General features: G+C 61.0%; 21 protein-coding genes and 3 pseudogenes. 11 read left to right on the top strand and 13 right to left on the bottom strand.

Annotated elements, in window-relative coordinates; all coding sequences use genetic code 11:
- The first annotated feature begins 103 nt into the window (after positions 1–103).
- A complete protein-coding gene (locus tag GGI60_RS15945; protein ID WP_183934595.1) occupies positions 104–1,102 on the top strand; it encodes a LacI family DNA-binding transcriptional regulator in 999 nt (332 codons plus the stop codon).
- Positions 1,103–1,383: 281 nt separating this feature from the next.
- Positions 1,384–1,557, top strand: coding sequence for a hypothetical protein (locus GGI60_RS15940; protein ID WP_183934594.1), 174 nt, complete (start codon positions 1,384–1,386; stop codon positions 1,555–1,557).
- Positions 1,558–1,571: 14 nt separating this feature from the next.
- On the opposite strand, the gene GGI60_RS15935 is transcribed toward GGI60_RS15940, so the two are convergent.
- On the bottom strand, positions 1,572–2,039 hold the full coding sequence (locus GGI60_RS15935) for an NUDIX domain-containing protein (protein WP_183934593.1): 468 nt from the start codon (positions 2,037–2,039) through the stop codon (positions 1,572–1,574).
- 98 nt (positions 2,040–2,137) lie between these two features.
- Here GGI60_RS15935 and GGI60_RS15930 point away from each other — a divergent pair, with 98 nt between their 5' ends.
- The 4 genes and pseudogenes from GGI60_RS15930 to GGI60_RS15915 all read left to right on the top strand — a co-directional run bounded on the left by GGI60_RS15930 (position 2,138) and on the right by GGI60_RS15915 (position 4,803).
- A complete protein-coding gene (locus GGI60_RS15930) occupies positions 2,138–2,959 on the top strand; it encodes a DUF1206 domain-containing protein (protein WP_183934592.1) in 822 nt (273 codons plus the stop codon).
- Positions 2,960–3,005: 46 nt separating this feature from the next.
- Positions 3,006–3,504, top strand: a pseudogene (locus tag GGI60_RS15925) (hydrolase).
- Positions 3,505–3,652: 148 nt separating this feature from the next.
- Positions 3,653–4,225: a GXWXG domain-containing protein gene (locus tag GGI60_RS15920; protein WP_183934591.1), complete on the top strand. Its 573-nt coding sequence runs from the start codon at positions 3,653–3,655 to the stop codon at positions 4,223–4,225.
- A gap of 59 nt (positions 4,226–4,284) precedes the next feature.
- A complete protein-coding gene (locus GGI60_RS15915) occupies positions 4,285–4,803 on the top strand; it encodes a hypothetical protein (RefSeq protein WP_183934590.1) in 519 nt (172 codons plus the stop codon).
- A gap of 141 nt (positions 4,804–4,944) precedes the next feature.
- Here GGI60_RS15915 and GGI60_RS15910 read toward each other — a convergent pair whose 3' ends face one another.
- Positions 4,945–5,301, bottom strand: a complete 357-nt coding sequence (locus tag GGI60_RS15910; RefSeq protein ID WP_183934589.1) for a response regulator — start codon at positions 5,299–5,301, stop codon at positions 4,945–4,947.
- A 24-nt stretch (positions 5,302–5,325) separates the two neighbouring features.
- Positions 5,326–6,993 (bottom strand): sensor histidine kinase, encoded by a 1,668-nt coding sequence (locus tag GGI60_RS15905; protein ID WP_183934588.1) that lies wholly within the window; start codon positions 6,991–6,993, stop codon positions 5,326–5,328.
- Between the two features lie 152 nt (positions 6,994–7,145).
- Between GGI60_RS15905 and GGI60_RS15900 the strand changes: the two genes are divergently transcribed.
- Positions 7,146–8,438, top strand: a complete 1,293-nt coding sequence (locus GGI60_RS15900; protein ID WP_183934587.1) for a GGDEF domain-containing protein — start codon at positions 7,146–7,148, stop codon at positions 8,436–8,438.
- A 51-nt stretch (positions 8,439–8,489) separates the two neighbouring features.
- On the opposite strand, the gene GGI60_RS15895 is transcribed toward GGI60_RS15900, so the two are convergent.
- The gene (locus GGI60_RS15895; RefSeq protein ID WP_183934586.1) at positions 8,490–8,687 is read right to left on the bottom strand and encodes a hypothetical protein; all 198 of its coding nucleotides are present in this window, start codon (positions 8,685–8,687) and stop codon (positions 8,490–8,492) included.
- Positions 8,688–8,854: 167 nt separating this feature from the next.
- Here GGI60_RS15895 and GGI60_RS15890 point away from each other — a divergent pair.
- Positions 8,855–9,207, top strand: a pseudogene (locus tag GGI60_RS15890) (hypothetical protein); the annotation flags it as partial.
- Here GGI60_RS15890 and GGI60_RS15885 read toward each other — a convergent pair.
- The 5 genes from GGI60_RS15885 to GGI60_RS15865 all read right to left on the bottom strand — a co-directional run bounded on the left by GGI60_RS15885 (position 9,203) and on the right by GGI60_RS15865 (position 14,215).
- The gene (locus GGI60_RS15885) at positions 9,203–10,237 is read right to left on the bottom strand and encodes an L-idonate 5-dehydrogenase (RefSeq protein WP_183934585.1); all 1,035 of its coding nucleotides are present in this window, start codon (positions 10,235–10,237) and stop codon (positions 9,203–9,205) included. The pseudogene GGI60_RS15890 and the gene GGI60_RS15885 sit on opposite strands and share 5 nt — an antisense overlap.
- Positions 10,238–10,247: 10 nt before the next feature.
- Positions 10,248–11,654, bottom strand: a complete 1,407-nt coding sequence (locus tag GGI60_RS15880) for a TRAP transporter large permease (RefSeq protein ID WP_183934584.1) — start codon at positions 11,652–11,654, stop codon at positions 10,248–10,250.
- Positions 11,655–11,658: 4 nt separating this feature from the next.
- A complete protein-coding gene (locus GGI60_RS15875) occupies positions 11,659–12,231 on the bottom strand; it encodes a TRAP transporter small permease (protein ID WP_183934583.1) in 573 nt (190 codons plus the stop codon).
- A gap of 227 nt (positions 12,232–12,458) precedes the next feature.
- On the bottom strand, positions 12,459–13,433 hold the full coding sequence (locus GGI60_RS15870; protein ID WP_183934582.1) for a sialic acid TRAP transporter substrate-binding protein SiaP: 975 nt from the start codon (positions 13,431–13,433) through the stop codon (positions 12,459–12,461).
- Between the two features lie 23 nt (positions 13,434–13,456).
- Entirely contained in the window at positions 13,457–14,215 is a 759-nt protein-coding gene (locus GGI60_RS15865) for a FadR/GntR family transcriptional regulator (protein ID WP_183934581.1), read from the bottom strand.
- Between the two features lie 528 nt (positions 14,216–14,743).
- Here GGI60_RS15865 and GGI60_RS15860 point away from each other — a divergent pair.
- Positions 14,744–15,004, top strand: a complete 261-nt coding sequence (locus GGI60_RS15860; RefSeq protein WP_183934580.1) for a hypothetical protein — start codon at positions 14,744–14,746, stop codon at positions 15,002–15,004.
- Between the two features lie 291 nt (positions 15,005–15,295).
- On the opposite strand, the gene GGI60_RS15855 is transcribed toward GGI60_RS15860, so the two are convergent.
- Positions 15,296–16,051, bottom strand: coding sequence for a Crp/Fnr family transcriptional regulator (locus tag GGI60_RS15855; protein WP_183934579.1), 756 nt, complete (start codon positions 16,049–16,051; stop codon positions 15,296–15,298).
- 204 nt (positions 16,052–16,255) lie between these two features.
- On the opposite strand from GGI60_RS15855, the gene GGI60_RS15850 reads away from it, so the two are divergent.
- Together GGI60_RS15850 and GGI60_RS15845 are read left to right on the top strand one after the other, a co-directional pair.
- Entirely contained in the window at positions 16,256–17,635 is a 1,380-nt protein-coding gene (locus GGI60_RS15850) for a sensor histidine kinase (RefSeq protein WP_183934578.1), read from the top strand.
- Positions 17,636–17,949: 314 nt separating this feature from the next.
- Positions 17,950–18,669 (top strand): annotated as a pseudogene (locus GGI60_RS15845) (Crp/Fnr family transcriptional regulator); the annotation flags it as partial.
- Between the two features lie 3 nt (positions 18,670–18,672).
- Here the strand turns inward: GGI60_RS15845 and GGI60_RS32775 are convergent.
- The 3 genes from GGI60_RS32775 to GGI60_RS15835 form a co-directional block, all read right to left on the bottom strand.
- Positions 18,673–18,912 (bottom strand): DUF6894 family protein, encoded by a 240-nt coding sequence (locus GGI60_RS32775; protein WP_246720424.1) that lies wholly within the window; start codon positions 18,910–18,912, stop codon positions 18,673–18,675.
- A 127-nt stretch (positions 18,913–19,039) separates the two neighbouring features.
- On the bottom strand, positions 19,040–19,339 hold the full coding sequence (locus GGI60_RS15840) for a hypothetical protein (RefSeq protein WP_183934577.1): 300 nt from the start codon (positions 19,337–19,339) through the stop codon (positions 19,040–19,042).
- Positions 19,332–19,619, bottom strand: coding sequence for a hypothetical protein (locus GGI60_RS15835; protein WP_183934576.1), 288 nt, complete (start codon positions 19,617–19,619; stop codon positions 19,332–19,334). Before GGI60_RS15835 ends, GGI60_RS15840 begins: the two co-directional genes overlap by 8 nt.
- Between the last annotated feature and the right edge of the window lie 189 nt (positions 19,620–19,808).

Below are 19,808 nucleotides of genomic sequence, written 5' to 3'. Positions count from 1 at the left end.
TTTGGTCGCATATGTCAAGTAGTGCGTGTTTTCCTTTTTTGGAAAAGGGCCTATGAATCTGGTGTTGGCCGCTGGCGAGGCAATTCGACTAAGGAATCGTGCGATGCGTAAATCCACACTGGAAGAGGTTGCTGCCGCGGCCGGCGTCAGCAAGATGACGGCATCACGGGCCCTTCGCGGCGCGGCCGACGTCTCCAAGGAGACCCGCGCAAAAGTGCTCCAGCAGGCCGAACGGCTGAGCTATGTCGGCAACCGGCTGGCGCTCTCGCTGTCGTCGCAGCGCACCAACCTCGTCGCCGTCGTCGTTCCCAGCATGTCCAACATCGTCTTTCCCGAGATGCTGGCGGGCATCTCGGCCGGACTGCGGGGATCCGGCATGCAGGCGGTGTTCGGCATCTCCGACTACGATATGGCGAAAGAGCGCGAGATCATCCGCGACATGCTCTCCTGGCGGCCTGCCGCCATCATCGTGACAGGCCTCGATCAGCCGGCGGAAACGGTCAGGATGCTGCAGAGTGCGGAGATCCCGGTGGTCCAGCTGATGGACCTCGACGGCACGCCTATCGATTTCAACGTCGGGCTTTCTCATGGCAAGGCGGGAGAGGAGATGGCAAGAGCGCTTTTGGCGGCCGGCCGGCGGCGGTTCGGTTATATCGGCAGCGCGATCGACAGGGACCTGCGGGCCGGCAAACGGAAGGCCGGCTTTGAGAAGGCCCTGCGCGAGAGCGGCCTTTCTTTCGTGGCGGAGCGGTTCAACGCCGCCTATTCTTCGGTGGCCCACGGCAAGCGGCTGACGATGTCCATGCTCGCGGCAACGCGCGATCTCGATTGCATTTACTATTCCAACGACGACATGGCGACCGGCGGCGCCTTCGCATGCCTGGAACTCGGCGTTTCCAGCCCCGCCGATATTCTGATTGCCGGATTCAACGGACTTGATGTCGCCCGCGCCCTGCCCGTCAGGATCGCGACCTCGATCTCGCCGCGGCGTCAGATGGGCGAAGCCGCCGCCGCACTTCTGCTTGCTGCGAGCAGAAGTGACGGAAATCCGCCTTCCGAAAAGATCATCGTGTTCGATCCCGAGATTACCGGCGTCGATTAGGCTCCAGCAACCGCTCGTAAACAAAGCCTATCCCCATCCGATTGAGGAATGGCTGATGGCGTCTGCGATGCAGATGGATGTCGTCCGGCGCCGAACATTGAAATAGCGCCAAGCTCGCATGTCTGCCCTGCGCCGCCGCGGGCCCTTCTCGGAGCCAGGGCCGCTGAAGCAGTATGATTTAGGCACAGACTTTCTGAAAGAGGTCCTTGATGAGCCGCTCCCGATTTGCAGGGGCAGTACGGAATATGGTCTTGAAAGACGCCTGGCGTTGGCAAGCTGCAATGGCGGTCCTGTTCCTTTTCACTGCAGCCACAGCCTCAGCTGCTGGCTCGGCGAGGCTGAACGTCACGGCGATGGTGACCCAGCCGACCGTGTCGTCGATGATGGCCGATGCGACGATCAGCTGGCCAATATTGCTCGAGACCGCCGACCGCTCCTTCATCGAACGGGAGTGATCGAAATGCCTCCTTCATCGGCCTCGGCCGAGCTGTTTTGCGAGATCTGCAAGCATTGCGACCTGCCCCTTGAGAATCTTGATTTCAGCCTCTGCGGTGGAAAACCACTCGGCGCGGTCAACTTCGGGAAAATTCTGGAAACGACCCGATCGTGGCGGCCATTCGAGCTGAAACTCTGAACTGCGCACCTTCGCGACATCAAGCTCGGCCTCCACCGACCAGACGACCACGATTTTTCCGCCCGGTTGGCGATATTCGCCGAGCGGGGCGAAGGCTCCCTGGATTTCCAAGCCGAGCTCCTCCCGCGCCTCCCGGATTGCTGCCGACAGCTCGTCTTCACCAGCTTCGATCAATCCCTTCGGGATCGACCAGGCGCCCTCGTCCTTCCTTGCCCAGAATGGACCCCCGGGATGCACGAGCAGGACCTCAGGCCCCGTGTCGTAAAGGCGGTGGATCAGAAGTCCGGCGCTACGGACCGGCATCGGCAACTCCCGGCGTGAGCGTCGCCTTTTCCTCGACGACAACTTTCCGCGTGGTGGCGCGTTAGGGGTGACAGCCACACAGATGCGCGGAGTATATCATGGCCAAAGGATTTCGTTTCGACCTGCTTGCCAAGAGCGGCTATGTGGCGCGCGGCGCCGTATTCCTGCTTGTGGCGGGCCTGGCCCTGTTCTCCGGCGTTGCCGGCGGAAGGCCGGAAACGAAGTCGGCGCTTTCGACGCTGCTGGCGCAGCCCTTCGGCCGCGTCTGGGTGGGGCTGATCGGCATCGGCCTGCTCGGATTCGTAGCCTGGCGGCTGTCCCAGTCGCTGGCCGATTCCGACGGGCATGGCACCGGCACCAAGGCGATCGCCATCCGCACGGTTCTCTTCGGCAGCGCTGTCGTCTACCTCGGGCTTGCCGGATACGCCCTGGCACACGCGTTTTTCAGCGGTGGCGGAAGCCAAGGCTCGGATGAGAAGGGATTGGCCCAGTGGATCATGTCGCAGCCGTTCGGCGCCTATCTTGCCGTTGCCGTCGGGCTCGGGTTCATCATCGGCGGGGTCGTAACGGCAGCCAAGGGCATCACCAGGAAATTCGAGCGCTATCTGAGGCTTGCCGATGCCAGCGGCGTGGTCACCACGGTCTGTGTCTACGGCCTCGTCGCCCGCGGCGTCGTCTTCGTGATCACGGGAATCTTCTTCGCCTATGCGGGTTTCCGCGTCGATCCGCAACAGGCGGGCAGCATGGCGGACGCGCTTGAATGGGTGAGGCAGCTGCCTTTCGGCTCGATCCTTTATATCGCCGTTGCGGCCGGACTGGCGGCCTTCGGGGTCTATAACCTCGTCGAGGCGCGCTATCGCGTCGTGAGCGGTCCGTCCCTTGCCAACATCAAAGATTCGATCTCCACAGCCGGCCATTGAAAAAACGGCGACTTTCCAACCGGGCGAGCTGCGCCATCTCTGTCAGATGATTTACTTCACCGGCGATACCCATTTTGCAGATCCGCGCGTCCTTCCGCATCGACCGACGCCCCTTCCCCGACATGGCCTCGCATGACGTGACGCTGATCCGGAACTGGAACGAAATCGTTGGTCCGCAGGACGACATCTGGCATCTCGGCGACGTTATGTCCTTCCGTGGCGGGGATTGTGACCAGCTCCTTTCGATGCTGAACGGGCGCAAGCACCTCATCATCGGGAATAATGATCCGCCGACGACGACGGAGGCGAGGGGATGGGCGAGCGTTCAGCACTACAAGGAGATGACGCTGGACGATCATCTCCTGATCCTGTGCCACTACCCGTTCCGCACCTGGAACAAGATGGGCAAGAAATCGATCAATCTGCATGGACATTCCCATGGCCGCCTGAAACCCCTGCCCCGCCAGTACGATGTCGGCGTCGACGGGCACGGTCTCAGGCCGGTGTCGCTGGAAGCCTTGCTGTCAACGGAGCGAGCGCTGTGATCCGGCCGCATCGAGAACATTCGGCGTCCGCGGGATCCAAGCCCTGGCAGGTGACGCTCTCCTTGCCGAGGCGCCGGAACCGCATGATCTGGGCGGCGCCGCCATCTGCTTTGTCGCGGGCGAGGTTCGATCGCGTGACTGGAAACGGATGGAAAGCATGGGCCGGCAGGACGAGATGAAGGCCTGGTTCTCTTCGCTGAAGCCTGTCCAGCCGGTCGAGATGATCGGCTTGTGGAGGGGGGCGGGTATTCCGTCGGATCACCCGCTCGACGGCGTTCTCGAGAACCTTGGCTGGTTCGGCAAGCGATTTCACGCGGACATGCGCGCGGACGCCCTGCTCTTTCAGTGGCGAGCCGATCGGCTGATCGCCATCGAACCCGGCTTTTTTCCAATCGGACTGGCCATCAAAGCCGCGCCGTTCGGGCGCACAATGGTCGCCCGAAGCTGGTTCTCCTATCTACAGAAGGCATTGCGTGCGAGGGGCACGACCGCGTCGCTTGCGCTTCAGACCTCGGCGGACGGTGTCACCGCCGCAATGCGTTACGACAGGCAGCCGATCGTCGATTACTTTCGCAGGATGAATGGCCAAGAGCTGGCTGGCATGATGTGCATTGCGGGCGACGCCCGTCGTTATTTCTTCAAGCTGCGAAGAATCGACGCCACCGCAGCGACGGCGAGGTCGTCAGGCCCTTCACCTGCGAGGGCGGCAAAAACAATCTGACGCCGGGAACAATCTGCCATGCCGACCTGTTGTTCGGACACGCAAACCAGGGGGCTGCCATGCGTATGGTCCTGATCGCAACTTTACTCTTGCTGCCTTGCCTGCCTGTCGGATCATCGGCGTCGGAGGTGGGTTTTTTGCAGTCTTTGGCCGGCGACTGGAGCGGGACTGGAAGGGTGCTCACGCGGATTGGCGGCACAAATCTGAAGGTCTCCTGCACCCTCCGGTCTGATGCGAGCGCATCCACCGTTTCGATGAACGGAAAGTGTCGTGGCCTGGCGGTTTTCACCAGAAGCTTCTCTGCGACCGTCAAGGCCGCCGGAGAGCGTTATACCGGCAACTATGTCGGGCCGTCGGGACTGCCGTCGAAGCTTGCAGGCAGCAGGAAAGGTGCTGCCCTCAACCTGCGCGTGACCTGGGCGCGGCTGGTCAACGGCGATCGAGACGCGGTCTTGACGATCGAGAAAGTCGGGCAGAACCGGCTTCGACTTCAGACCGTCGACCAAGATCCTGCTTCCGGCCAGCCGGTCGTGACCAGTCGCATCGATTTGCAGCGGCCTTCGACGGCAAAACGATAGCAGGCCGCCAGCCTTCGTTTCGGTGCTTTCCGGCGTCATGCTCGCTCGCCTGTTGTTGCAGCAAGGAAAACGCAGGAGATGCAAACAGGATGCGTTTGCCCGAGGCATTCAGATGCGGAAGCCCGTGCGTCGGCTCTGGTATCAGGTAGCCATTCTGACCAGCGCGTCGCAGAGCTGTCGGGTGTCGTAAGGCTTGGGGAAGAAGACGCCGCGCTCGGGCAATTCATCTTTGTCCGGCTGCTTCATGCCGGAGACGATTATGATTTCAACGGGCGGCCAGCGATCGCGGACGGCCTTTGCGAGTTTCAAACCGTCCATCTTTCCCGGCATGTCGATGTCTGTGAACAGAATCCGAATGCCGGGCACGCTTTCGAAAAGCATCAGAGCCTCATCAGCATTGCGTGCTTCGAGCGGCTCCAAGCCTGCTTCCTCGACGATGCCGACCGCCATCATCAGCAGCAGAGCTTCGTCCTCGACCACGACTACTTTGGTTTTCATGTTTCGCTCGCATGCATGTCATCCTTACCCAGAGGGGTCAACTTCGCCTTTCGCAACCGGTTCCCCGATTAAAAATATAACTTCGAAAACGAGGCCCCCCGGCCTGTAGTCCGACCTGGACCGCGCCTGCGCCTGCGCCGGGAAGGCCCGTTCTATCAGTATCGAACCGAAGCCCTTTTTCGTCGGTATCGAAACCGGCGGTCCATCCGCTTCCGTCCAGATGAGAAGGACGCGTCCGTCATCGTGCTTCCACTCGATGGTGACTGTTCCATATTCGCTTCCGAGACTTCCATACTTGGTTGCGTTGGTCGCCAGCTCGTGCACAACGAGCGAAAGCGGCAGCGCGATGTCTGCGGGAAGAACCACTTCCGGGCCATCCAGGCGAATGCGCTCGGCCTGCGAGGCGACGTGGGCACGCAAGGCCGCGGAGACAATCTCCCTGACAGACGAGGCCGATCCCTCGCGCGACAGGATGAGATCATAAGTGCCGGCGAGCGCTGCGAGCCTCTCGGCGAAGGAATTGTATCTTTCCGGATCGGAGCGCGAGAAGGTTTGCCGGGCGATCGCCTGAACGAGGGTGAAGCCATTCTTGACCCTATGCGCCAGTTCGCGGATAAGAAGGCTGCGCTCCTCCTCCGCCTCCTGGCTTTGGCGTCTTCGTTCATCGAGTTCATCGAGCAGCCGGTCGAAGGTCGCACCGACGACACCGAGCTCGTCCGGTCCTTTCATGCCGGTCCGCGCCGTCGTTTGACCGCCGCGCCACTTTTCCATCACATCCGCGATCCTGGAGATCGGCACGAGGATGAAGCGGTTGCCGATGAAGATCGCGGCCAGGAAGGCAAAGAGCGCGCCGCCGATAATGGCGAGCGTATTCATCGTCGTCGCCCTGTTGATCGGGGCGAAGGCCTCCTCCTTGGAGAAGCCGGCGCTGACATAGAGAGGATTGGAAGGCAGCGCGATCGGGCGATAGCCAAGGATGCGTTCCGTTCCGTCCTCGCTCATCAGCTCGATTACATCGGGCTGGTCGGCATGGATCAGCCGCTGATAGGCGTCGGGCATGGCGGTGCCGACGAAGCGCTCGGGCGAAGGAACGCGCGCAACGATCGTCCCGTTGCCATCGGCTATCGTCACCGCATTGCCGGTAGCAACACCGCGCTCGGTGATACGGTTCTGCAGCCAGTCCACCCTGATTCCGCTGACGATGACGGCCTTCATGACGTCGCCCTCCATGAGGGGCATTGCGAGCGGCAGGACGGGTCTGTCGACAAGGCGGCTCTGCGTATAGGTGCCGACCACGAAAGCCTTGGTCGTGAGCATCTGCTGGAAATAGTCTCGATCGGAGAAGATCACGCCCTCGGGAAAAGCCATGCTGCCGCAGATCGGCTGTCCGTCGAGCCCGACAACGAAGATGGTGCGGATGTTCGGAATGCTTTCGACAACCGCCTCGAGCGCCGCATTGCAAGCCGGGACGTCGAGCTGCCGGACGGAAGGCATGGCGGCGACGGAGACGAGAAGGGCGTGCAGGCCCTCTATGATCCGTTCGACTTCGGACGAGGCTTGTCTGGCCGCTTGTGCCGCGGATGCGCGCACTTCTTCATTGCGCTGATGGCGGAGCGCGACTTCGTTGTAAACGAGCATCGCCACAACCGGCGCCAGCGCCGCGACCGCTACTGCGACCAGCTTAAGTCTCATCCTGCTCCCTCTCGGAATAAGCTAGTTAGCATGTTCGAAAGGGTCTAGCCCAGATCACGCGGCCAATCTTGTTTACAAAATATCAATGCAGGAATCCGGACGTTCGCGCGGCAGCCTTGCCGAGTTTCCGATTTTGGTTAGATAGAGCAAAGATGAATGATGGCAAAAGCACGTCCTTCGACCGTCCTGCAGCCGGGGCCCACTCGCCGCAGCCGCTGACCGGCGCCGTGGCGGAGGAAGTCGAACGCCTCTTATCCGGCCGAACCCGCGATATTCGCCTGACGGGCGACCTGCTGCGCCGGTTCGACGAAAGGCTGTGGCGCCAGAGGGCGAAAGTCATTCGCTCCTGGATGACATGGGTCGCCTTTGTCGACGTTCTAACGCTGGCGCTGAATGCCATGCTGCTTCCCCGCGAGGTTGCCCTATTGATGGTCGCCCCGGCCTGCCTGCTGCCGCCGGCGGCGATCCTGACGGCGCTCGTCTGGACCAAGCCGCGCCCGGCAGCGGTTCAGCGCGCATCGCTCCTCGGCGGAATGTGCGTCATCCTGCTGTCGGTCGCACTCGTCGGCGTCTTTGCGGGGGGCGAATTCTACGAGCGCCATTTGACCATCATGCTGTTCGTCGCCACGAGCGCAATCACCATCTTCAGCGTGCCGCTCGCCTGGACGATCGCAATCGCCTGTTATGCCCTCTTCCTCTATTTCACCTTTCAATGGTACAACCCGCTCGTGGACGCGGGCAGCGTCATAGCCGGGACCCTGTTCTTTTCCTGCGGGATCATCGCGACCGTGGTCGCCAGGCGAACGATGAACATACTGGCGCAGAAGACATTTCTCCTGGACTGCAGGGATCAGCGCCGCGTTGCGGAATTGGCCGATGCGAATGCCCGATTGGAACGCCTGGCCAGAACCGATCCGCTGACGGGGATCGCCAACCGCCGTTGGATGATGGAAACGCTGGAGAGCCTCTGGCGCCACGGCCGTGAAACGGGCATTGTCGCCATGCTCATGTGCGACATCGACCACTTCAAGGCGCTGAACGACAAGCTTGGGCATGGCGAAGGCGACCGCTGCCTTGTCAAGGTCGCCGGCATCATCCAGAGCTGCGTGCGCGCCGATCGCGACCTGGTCTCACGACACGGCGGCGAGGAGTTTCTCATCGTCCTTCCGGATGTGGAAGAAGAAGAGGCCGTCGCGGTGGCCAATCGAATACGTGAAAGCGTGGAGGCGGCCGCCCTTCCGAACCCGTCTTCCAGCGTCGGCCCGTCGGTGACGCTGAGCGTCGGGCTGGCGTTCAAATCGGCGGCCGACACCGGCGTTTCCCTGGCCAATCTCCAGCACGAAGCCGACGTGGCACTCTATCGCGCCAAGGAAGCAGGCCGCAACCAGGTCTGCGTCTTCCACCGTCCGCCACCCGCCGCCGACCAGATCGCAGCCCGCCGCTGAAGGTGCAGCTGGGCGAGAGGTTTCGATCGACGGGCATCGGCGCAATCAACGTCAGCGGATCACCAAAACCGCCGCCATGGCGACTGCCGAGACGAAGCCGGCGGCGCTGAGCCCGAATGTCAGATATTCTGTCGCTCTTTGTCGGTGGCCGAGCTCGACACTTCCAAGGGCGGCCGCAAGGCCTCCCGCTATCCAGCTCGCCAACGTCAGTGCGCCGAAGAAAAACGCCCACTGCGTTGCTGTCTCCATGATTCTGCTCCCGTTTCGGCCGCCGCTCTGGGAACTCCTGCGCGGGTCTATCAGTAAACAAAACTCGGGCCTGCTTTGTTTCCACATTGCGTTGCACCTTTGCGACCATTCGGTACGCCGCTGCACCATATCGCAGCTTGTCAGGCTGGTTGGCGTTGCGAAACAGCGGCGGTTTTGCCGGTCTGTCGGCGGCGCACCGGCTCTCGCGGCTCGATCCCACGCTGCGGGTCGCCAATTCCGAAGCGGGCATCGTGGCGAGGGTCCGGCCCACGCCGATTCCGGCTTCATCATCGACCTGCCGCACGAAGCTTCCTCGGATGATTTCATCGAAGGCCTTTCGCCCTCCTGCCTGGTTCTCGCCCGGTACGGTCATCATCCAGCCGGCCGCCTATATAAGAGGCGTGGCCGACTGCCTGCAGGCGCCGGTGCGGCTTTGCAGGCCAAGCCTGCTTCGCTGCCGCCGCAGCCGCTGACCCCTACGCGAATGGCGCGCCCGCAGGGAGTGACACAGGCTTCTAAAACGTAAGCTGTACCTTACAGGCGGCCGTCCGGTCGCCGGCAAGTGTGAAGGCTGCGGTGGCCTCTTCGAGGGGCAGGCTGTGGCTGATGATCGGCCGGACATCGATCTCTCGACTTGAGATCAGCTCGACGGCGGCGGCGAATTCCTCGTGGAAACGCTGCGTGCCATGGATATGGAGCTCCTTGCCGACGATGGCGTTGAGCGGGATCGGGATCTCTCCTGTGACGCCGACCTGCACGATCGTGCCGCGCGGCCTGATGGCGGCAATGGCACTGCGGATGGCGGGTGCGGCGGCCGAGCACTCGAAGACGAGATCGAAATAGCCCTTGCCCGTCTCGAATTCGGCAAGCGCCGCAGCCTCTCGCGACACATTGATCGTCCGGCTCGCGCCCATCGCCTCGGCTCTCTTCAGCGCCGCATCGGCCAGATCGGTAACGATGATCTCGGCCGCGCCGTGATAGCGGGCGGCGGCAACCATCAGGCAGCCGATCGGGCCGGCGCCTGTGACGAGGACGCGCTTGCCCGCGAACTCTCCCGCACGCGATGCCGCGTGCAGGCAAACGGCCAAGGGCTCGCTGCATGCGGCTTCCGCGGCCGTCGTCGCCGCTCCCACTTCGAAGCACTGCCTGGCCGGCACGACCAGCCATTCCCGGAACATGCCCTGCTCATGAGGCAGGCGCATCGCGCTGCCCATGAAGTGCATGTCGAGGCAATGGATCGGCAGTCCCTTCCCGCAATATTCGCACAGCCCGCAGGGTTGGCTCGGGTTGACCGCCACCAGCGTCCCAGGTTTCAGGTCTACCCCTTCCCCTGCACTCTCCACGGTTCCCGATGCCTCGTGACCGGGTATGATCGGCTCGCGTACCCTGATCGGTCCGAAACCGCCGTCCTGATAATAGTGCAGATCGGAGCCGCAAATGCCGGCGGCCGCCATTTTCAGAAGCACTTCGCCTGGGCCGGGAGCCAGTACGGTGCCGGTCTCCACCCTGAGATCGCCCTTTTGATAAAGCCGTGCCAGACGTGTCCGCATTATAACCCTCCTATCTCAACAGTCCGAGTTGCTGCGGCAGCCAGAGCGATACGGCCGGAATGAAGGTGATCAAGATCAATGCGATGAAGAGCGGCACCAACCAGGGCAGGATCGCCATTGTGGTGCGTTCGACCGAGAGTTTGGCCACTCTGGACAGCACGAAGAGCACCATGCCGAGCGGCGGATGCAACAGGCCGATCATCAGGTTCAGCGTCATGATCAGGCCGAACTGAACCGGATCGATACCGAACTTGGCGACAATCGGCAGCAGGATCGGCACGAGGATGGTGATCGCGGCGATCGTATCGAGGAAGCAGCCGACGAACAGCATCAGCAGGTTCACGAGGATGAGGAACACCCACTTGTTTTCGGTGATCGACAGGATCGCATCGGAAAGCAGCTGGGCGGCCTGGCTGACCGTCAGCAGCCATGCGAAGACGGAAGCCGCGGTGACGATGAAGAGAACGGATGCCGTCGTCTCGATCGTATCGAAGCTGGCCTTGGCGAGCGTCGAGAACGTCATGGTGCGGTAGCGCACGAGGCCGAGGAACAAGGACCAGAGCACCGCCGCCACCGCAGCTTCGGTCGGCGTGAACCAGCCCATCGTCATCCCGCCGATCAGGATAACCGGGGTCATCAGCGCCATGACGGCGGAAAAGCCAAAATACCAGTCGAGCGCCAGAAGCGCCAGAAGGGCAATACCCGCGGCGGCATTCATCGACAGGCCGGCCCGCATCATCAGATAGATCGCCACGGGCACCATCAGCACGACGATGATCTCCAATCCGGCCGACAGCAGCTGCCTGACGTCGAAGGGCGCGTCCGAGCCCCAGCGCTTGTAATAGGCAAAGGCGGCGACGGTGATCATCATCAGCAGCGTCATCACAATGCCGGGCAGGATGCCGGCCATGAACAGAGCGCCGATCGAGACGTTCGCCATCATGCCATAGATGACGAAGGGCAGCGACGGCGGAAAGATCGGGCCGAGCGTGGCAGACGCCGCCGTGACGCCGACCGCCGCTTCGACCGGATAGCCGTGATCCTTCATCGCCTTGATCTCGATCGTGCCGATGCCGGCCGCATCGGCGAGCGCCGTGCCCGACATGCCGGAGAAGATGACCGAGCCGATAATGTTGACCTGCGCCAGTCCGCCCTTCATCCAGCCGACCAGCGCGACCGCGAAGGAATAGATGCGGCCGGTCACACCCGCCGAGTTCATCAGATTGCCTGCCAGGATGAAGAAGGGCACGGCGAGCAGCGGAAAGCTTTCGACGCCGGCGATCATGCGCTGGGCGACGATAATGTCTGGCGCGATGCCGTAGAGCACGATGTAGAGCACAGATGCGACGGCCATCGAGATGGCGACGGGCACGCCGATCAGCATCATCACCAGAAAGGAACCAAGAAGCAGCAGCATGGGGTCAACCCTCGACGGTCTGGAATTCTTCCGGGCGCTCCAGAACGGAATAGCCGCGGCGCATATTGGCGATGAAGACGATCACTGCGCGGATCAGCATCAGCACGAAAGCGACAAGCACCGAGTAGAAGACGATGTTGCGCGGCAGCTCGATGGTGACCATCTCCTCGTCGGCGACGATATCGACGTAACGCCACATCAGATAACAGCCGTAGGCGAAGAAGCCGATGCGGATGATATCGACGAGAGTCGCGAGCACGCGCGCCAGCCCCGCCGGCATATAATGATAGAACACATCCACCTGGATATGCCGGGAGGTGCGCACGCACATGACGGCGCCGAGGAAGACGACGCCGATCAGGCAGTTAATCGCGATTTCCTCGGTCCAGGCATAGCTGTCGTTCAGCACATAACGCGTGAAGAATTGTAGGAAGACGCAGCCTGCCATCAGCCAGAAGACGATCAGCGTGATCCAGTCCTCGATGGCGTAGTCCGAGACATTTGCGGTCGGCGCGTGGCCTTCGAACTCGTGGCCGATTTCCTCGGCCGTAATTGGCGTGTGAATTTCTTGCGACATGATCGGCCTTGTTCCTGTTGGCGAAGAAGGGCGCGGCGCGTCGGCGCGACCTTGGTTCGTTGAGGGAGGCGCTATCCCTCATCCGGCTGCCGCCACCTTCTCTCCGCACGCGGGGAGAAGGCACAGGCCGCAACCTCTCGGTTCGCCCCCGGCCTCTCGAATGGCACGTCCCCTCGCCCCGTTTACGAGGAGAGGGTTAGGGTGAGGGGCAGTCTTCGCTGAGGAGCTTACTGGATCGCCCGGATCGCTTCCCAATCGGACTTCTCGTAGCCGAAGTCCTCGAACTTGACCTTCTCCATCACGTTCTTTTCGAAGTCGGCCTTGTCGACCTCGGTGACGTTGATGCCCTTTTCCTTGAAGGTGGCGACGAGGCTGTTTTCCTTGCCTGCGATCGTCTTGGTGGTGCGCTCGGCGGCCTCCTGCATCACTTCGCCGAAGATCTTCTTGTCTTCGTCGGAAAGGCTTGCCCACCGCGTCTTCGAGATCACCGTGTTGAGGTGGTCGACGATGTGGCCGGTCAGGATGATGTTCTTCTGAACTTCGAAGAACTTTTTTGCCTCGATCGTCGTCAGCGGGTTTTCCTGCGCCTCGACCGTGCCGTTCTGCAGGGCGAGATAGACTTCGGCGAAGGCGATTGGCGTCGTGTTGGCGCCGCAGGCGCGCGGCATGGCGAGGTAGGCCGGAACGTCGGGCACGCGGATCTTCAGCCCCTGCATGTCGGCGCATTTGGCGATCGGTTTGTTCGAGGTCGTGTGGCGCGTGCCGTAATAGCTGACGGCGGCGATGTGGTTGCCGGTCTTGTCCTCATAGCCCTTGGCGAGGCGCTTGAAGACATCGCTCTTGGTATAGGCGATCAGGTGGTCCGGGTTACGGAAGATATAGGGGAAGTAGGTCACGCCGATCGGCTTGTAGTCGCGCGCCGCAAAGCTCGATCCCGAGATGATGATGTCGACCGTGCCGAGCTTGAGGCCCTGGTTGATGTCGGCTTCCTTGCCGAGTTGCGAGGCCGGATAGACTTCGATCTTGTAGCGCCCATCGGTGCGCTTGTTGATTTCTTCGGCGGCCCAGACGGAATCGGTATGGAAGGGCTCGGACGTTTCATAGACGTGCGCCCATTTCAGGACGGTCTGGGCATGGGCGATCGCCGTACTCGCCATGATTGTGGCTGCGGTGCAAAGTATTGTTGCCAGTCTGCTCTTCATTGCTCTCTCCTCCCGAGCTCGGGTTAAAACTTGTCGGTTCCTTTCGCGGGACCCTTGTTGCGGCCACGCTCCTCCTCTCCCGAAAACTCCTCCCCGAAGCTCTCGGAAAACCTCTTCTGCGATAGGGTCAAGTGGGTGCGCATGGCAGCCCGAGCACCTGCCGCATCACCGGCGGCGATTGCGTCGCGGATCGCCTGATGTTCGCCCAGGGCGGTGCGCCATGTCGTCGGTCCCTCGAAATGGCTGGCCAGCTTCGCGAAATACGGCGTCATGCGCATGTCGAACATTTCTCCGGTCACCCGGATGAGCGTCGCATTGCCAACGATCATGGCAATGCCGGTGTGGAAGGCGCGGTCGGCGGCAAGTACAGCACCTGCATCGTTGACGTCGCTGCTCATGCGCATCAGCGCTTCGTCGAGCAGGGCGATGCCTTCAGGCCCGGCGCAGCCTGCCGCTTCCTCGGCAATGGCGCATTCGATAATCGCCCGAGCCTGCAAGAGCTCGAAAGGCCCTTCCACCGGGTCGCGCTCGCTTGCCGGGGCATGGGCGGCATGCCGGCGCACCACATAGATGCCGGAACCCATGCGGATGTTGATGAGGCCTTCCACCTCCAGCACGATCAGCGCCTCGCGGACGGTCGGTCTCGATACGGACAATTGCTCCGCCAGATCGCGCTCGGCCGGCAATCGTTGGCCGATGGCGAGCTCGCCGCTCGCGATCATCAGGCGAATTTGATCCGCCACCTGCCGGTAAAGGCGGCGCGATTCAACGGGCGAAAACATCCTGGCCTCCCTGGTGGCTTCTCCTCAAGCCGCCGCTGGTCAACTGGCCTGACCAATTAACGCCACACCTATCACTACTCGGCTTATGCGTCAATGCGCCGCATGAAACTCAGACGAGTGACTCCACACCGTAGGCGGGGCCAAGGGTGCGGAAGGTTCCCAGCGTTGCCGGGTCGAGCTCGACCACCTTGCTCTTCCCTGCGGGCCGCCGCCGCCCATTCTCGGTCGCCGGTGCCATGACAGCCAAGCCTTCGCGCGCTGGCGAGTTGCGCAGAAACGTCAAGATATCGCTTTGTGGGCGCGTCGAAGATCAGACGCGGGTTTGAGGGCGATGACGAAAGCTCCGGCCCGGTGGGATGGAGAAGACGGGACCGGGCATCGTTCAATCCAATCCGTTCTACGATCCCATAATCCCTAGCCAAGCGCCCGTCCTTCGTAAATCGCCAGCATGCATATGAGGCGGCGGCAATAAGCTTTGGGAACCTTCGCCATCCCCTGCGGTTGGGAGCCGGTATCGGGAGCACGAGGATGAACTATATCTGGCTTTTTGCGGTGGCGGGAGGAGCAGCCCTTCTGGGATTTGCCCTCGCCTTCGGGATGATCAAGCAGGATGGCAAGCGGTCCGTGGCCGCCATCGCCGGTGCGTTCATCGTTGCCATTGGGGCATTGGCGTTCGGCATATATGTGGCGAGCGCGCCGACTGCGCCCGTGCGCGCCTCCGACAGGCAAGGCACACAGAACAACCTACCGGCGGCGGCAACGACCAAAAAAGATCTGCCGGGACAGTAAAGCGGAATCAGCCGATCTTTTCATCCGGCGATGGTCGCCATCGGCAGGAGGTACACTGTGACAGGTTGTGATATTGTCGCGGAACGCAGGTTCGCCTCGACTCTCGAGGCGATGACTGATGAACAGCTTTTTGCTCTAATGGCCGAGCTGGAGATGGCTTGCGAAGCACCAGGGCGACTGTCGGCTGTCGATGAGCTCTTCGCAAAGATCGTCCTGACCGAAAGCGCTATCGAAAGGCGTTTCCCCGGGCAGATGCTGCGGCCTTACAAGGAGTGGCAGAGCCGGAAGCCGCTACGGCCGGTGCCGCAGATCGACGAGCGGGAGCCGGTGCACGGCCCGTGCAGGAGCCGATCTTGACCAGCCCGGGGTTGGGTACCCGTTCAAATCGTAAGCATCGGCCGCGAAGGCTTCAAGTGCCGCGCGATCGCGGACGATCACCAAGCCACGGCTGGAGTAGATGAGATGTTCGCCTTCCAGAATATGTAAGGCATCGGTGACGCTCGACCGCCTCACGCCGAGCATCGTCGCCAGATACTCGTGGGTGATCGCAATTTCCCGACCCTCCAGCCGATCTTGGCACATTAGGATCCACTTCGCCAATCGGACGTCAATCTTGTGCACTGCGTTCGAAAGCGCGGTATGTGCTACTTGCGCGAAGAAAATTTGAAGAGAGTGCGAAAGCAACGGCAGGACTGCCGGCTGCTCATGCAGAAACGCGCCCAGAGCATGAGCTTCGACACGACGTCCATGACCGCCAACCTGCATGGTGACCTGGAATGGAGACTTCTGCCCCTCCATAATCAGGACAGGCGGCGACACTCCGTCCCTGCCAATCAGTCCGATCTCCGCCTTTCTGCCCTCAGGGCTGGCGGCCACCATGGAAGCGATGCCGCTTTCGAGAAAATAATAATGGCTGACAGCCGTGCCGGAATGGACAAGATTGAAATCGCGCGGGAGAAGGAGCGGCTCAAGGATTCGCTCGAGCGCTAGAAGCTCCGAATCCGTCAAATGCGATAGAATGAAATTGTGAGTCTCAAGATTGCGCATGGCCCTGCCTTGGGGTTTGGCAAGAGCACATCGTCTCCCAGCCGTCAGCGCCTCTAAGTCTGCTGACGATATCCGAATTATGGACCTCGGCCTGAACAATTACAAGTTTCATCGACCGACTTTCGTACGTAAACGCACCTTCCCTCGAAAGTGTTGTAGCAAGTGCTAATGTGAGCGGATGACAATGCCGTGGAGTTCGGTGGTATGGATCAATGTTCCTTCCCGGGCGATGAGGCTGAAATTTATCGGCATATCGTCGAGAGCGCCTTAGACTATGCCATTTTTGCCATGGATCTTGGCGGCACAGTGGCGACGTGGAGCCCGGGCGCGGCCAATCTCTTCGGTTATTCGGCTCAGGAAATCATCGGACAAAACAGTTCCATCATCTTTTCCTTCGAGGATCAACTTGCAGGAGCGGCCCTCAAGGAGATGAGGCTTGCGCTTTCCACCGGCCGCGCCGACGACAACCGGTGGCACGTCAGGAAAGACGGCAGCATGTTCTGGGCATCCGGATTGATGATGCCGCTTCGCGATGACTCCGGCAAAGTCTACGGGCTGATCAAGGTCGTTCGCGACCGGACGCAATCGCTTCAGCACGACGAAGCACTGCGCGCCAGCGAGGAGCGTCTGCAGCTCATTCTCGAAAGTGCCGTCGACTATGCGATTTTTGCCTTTGATCGGGACGGGCGGATCATCAGCTGGAACACCGGGGCCTGCCGCATCTTCGGCTATGAGGAGGGCGAAATCCTTGGGCGCGACGCCCGAATCCTGTTCCTGCCGGAGGACCGTGAGGCGGGCGCTCCGGACAGCGAAATGGCAACGGCGCTGGAGCGGGGGCGCGCGGACAACGAACGATTTCACTTGCGCAAGGATGGGTCGACGTTCTGGGGCAGCGGACTGACAATGCCGCTGCGCGCCGATCGCCAGCGGGCGGGTTTCCTGAAGGTCCTTCGGGACGATACGGAACGCCACTTCGCCGAAGAGCATCAGCAGGTCATGGTACGCGAGATGAGCCATCGCGTCAAAAACAGCCTTGCGCTCGTCGCGGCCATGCTCGCGATGCAGGCTCGTTCAGCCAAGGAGCCGGAGGCCAGTCGAGCCCTTCGCGACGCCGAGGCGAGAGTGGGAACGATCGCCCAGGTGCATGATCAGTTGTGGCGTCAGCCGCATGTCGAAACAGTAGATCTGTCGGAATTCCTGCCGAACCTCTGCCAGCGTATTGAACAGTCGAGCGCGCTGCATACCGTATCGGTTGACGCCGACAGGTGCGTGGTCGATGCCGACCGGGCAATCCAGATCGCCCTTTTGGTCAACGAATTGGTGACGAATGCATTGAAACACGCTTATCCGGGCGTGCATGGTGTTATCACCGTCAGTGCCTGTGGCGCCGGCGATGAGATTCGTCTCGAAGTCGCTGACAATGGCAGGGGATTGCCGCCGGATTTTTCGCCCGGCGAGACGAACGGAAAAAGCCTCGGGATGAAGATTGTGCGCGGTTTGGTACAGCAACTAAAGGCCGAACTGCGCATCGAGAACCGTCAGCCTGGTGCGGGCTTCGTAATTCGTATGCCGAAAAATGGCTGATTTCCCCACTCTGCCTTCCGCTGAACAGGCCGGTGAAGTTGCGGATACCGCTCTTCCGGGCTGATCGACGATCGGCGCGGTCGAGCGCTTGGCCTCCCCTTTCATGGCGGGAACAAGGCTGGTTTCGCAGTGCCAAGCCGTTGTATCTAAACGGGGATGTTGGCTTCAGAGTGACCTGCGAGTTTTGTCAAAACCGCACAGAAGGGCTCGTGAATATGGCTTTGGCGGCTCTTTTGAAGCATAAGCTGTTCATTACCGTGACCGCCAGGCTGCCGGTATGAGCGGCGGGCTCTCCTTCCCCGCAGGAGAGGGTCATGGCCGCACCGAATCAGCACGATGTTCACAATCTTTTGTTGAAGGTTTTGCCTGCCGACGCCTTCCAAATGCTTATCGCCGACGCGCAGGCGGTTCAGCTGCCGTCAAGACATGTCCTGATCGAAGCGGACCAGCCAAGCGAATATGTTTGCTTCATCGAAGATGGTCTCGCGTCGATGGTGGCGGTGAACGGCGAAGACGAGGCAGTCGAGGTCGGGCATATCGGATATGAGGGTATGGCCGGTGCGCATGTTGTGCTGCAGACCGATATGACCCCCAATCGAACGTTCATCCAGGTCGCGGGATCAGGTCTGCAGGTCTCAGTCGAACGCTTGCGGCGGGTGATGACGGAATTTCCCGATGCCAATACCCTGTTCCTCAATTATGTGCATTGCTGCGACATCCAATTGGCCCAATCGGCGCTTGCAAACGGGCGTTACAACATGCACGAGCGGCTCGCCCGCTGGCTGTTGATGTGTCATGACCGGTTGAATGGAAGAGACCTGCCTCTCACGCACGAGTTCCTGGCGCTTATGCTCGGTGTTCGCCGCTCTGGCGTGACGAACGAACTGCACGTCATCGAGGGCCTGAGAGCGATCAGGGCGACCCGGGCGAATGTTCGGATTCTGGACAGGGAACGGCTGGAGGAAATCGCGGGAGGAAGCTATGGCATTCCGGAGCGGGAATACGAACGACTGATCGGATTGCCGATCCGCCGTCCGCTAATCGGCGCGTCTGATCGTCTCGGCAAAGTGCACGACCAGGAGAAGGGCTCCCTGTTCGTCACAGATGTGAATCCGTCTTGCCGAGATGTCTTTTCCGGCAAGCACCGCCTGACTCATCAATGCTCTTGCGTCCTGGACGGCTTCTCGCCTGGCATCTTCCAGCGTCGGCAAGTCCGAGCCTTCCAAGTCGACGACCACTGCAGCATCCGAAACGACATTGAAGTGAAATTTTGGCATCGGCCGTCCCATCGTTGCGGTATCAATGCCACAAGCCGGCATTTGTTTCCTTAGAAAAGAACCCGCCCCTTGCTCAAATTCCGCGATGATCTTGCTCCTTCCCCCTTGTGCAACCCTGTGACATCAATCAATGCGACGATCTGCCGGCACCAATCGCAAGACGCATCATCGTACCGCGGAGTTTAAGGAGTTCCCCAATAATATCGTTCCAGCTGAGGTCGTCCGCCTTGGCCACTACCGCTGCCGAAGCGCTTAATGCCTCAAGCAGGCGAGCAAGAACCGGATATCCATCGAAGACGCCCACCGGCGCGCCGTCGCACAATTCCTGGAGTTCTTCAACGATCCGCTTCAAGACGACCTGCCGGTCGGAAAAACCGAGACTGGAGGAATTGGCAGCGACCGAACCCAAGCTGCGACTGCTATCCATGGTGGAATACCCACTGGGTGGCCTTGGAAGCCGCTGGCGGATGCGCCTTCACCGGCTCCTCCTCAAGGTCAAGATGCATATGGCGCATGAGCCCCGCCAATTTATGCTTGTCGCGAATGCCGCATTCGAACCATGAGACAAGCTCCCTGGCAACGAGTTCGGCCGCCGGACTGGTGATCGCGTAGGACTTTTCCAGGCACCATCCGCGCAGAATCGCTTGCAGCATAGACACGTCGTCGGGCTGCAGCGCTGGCTTCGTAATTCCCAAATGCTGCCTCATCCGCGTTCCTCCCTTGTATATGCAGGGATCCTAAACTTCAGCTTTTCGATTTCAACAGCTGGTGCGAAAGCGTACGGATAAGCATGTAACTCAACTGGGTCATGAAAACCGGGAACCGGTCTACCCTGATCGGGTTTGGGCAGCACGATAAAACCGGTCGCATCACGCGCTTGGATGTGGTAGGCGCGG

The organism is Rhizobium lentis (assembly GCF_014200175.1).
Taxonomy (GTDB): Bacteria; Pseudomonadota; Alphaproteobacteria; order Rhizobiales; family Rhizobiaceae; genus Rhizobium; species Rhizobium mulingense.
This window is presented reverse-complemented; position numbering and strand designations above follow the sequence as displayed.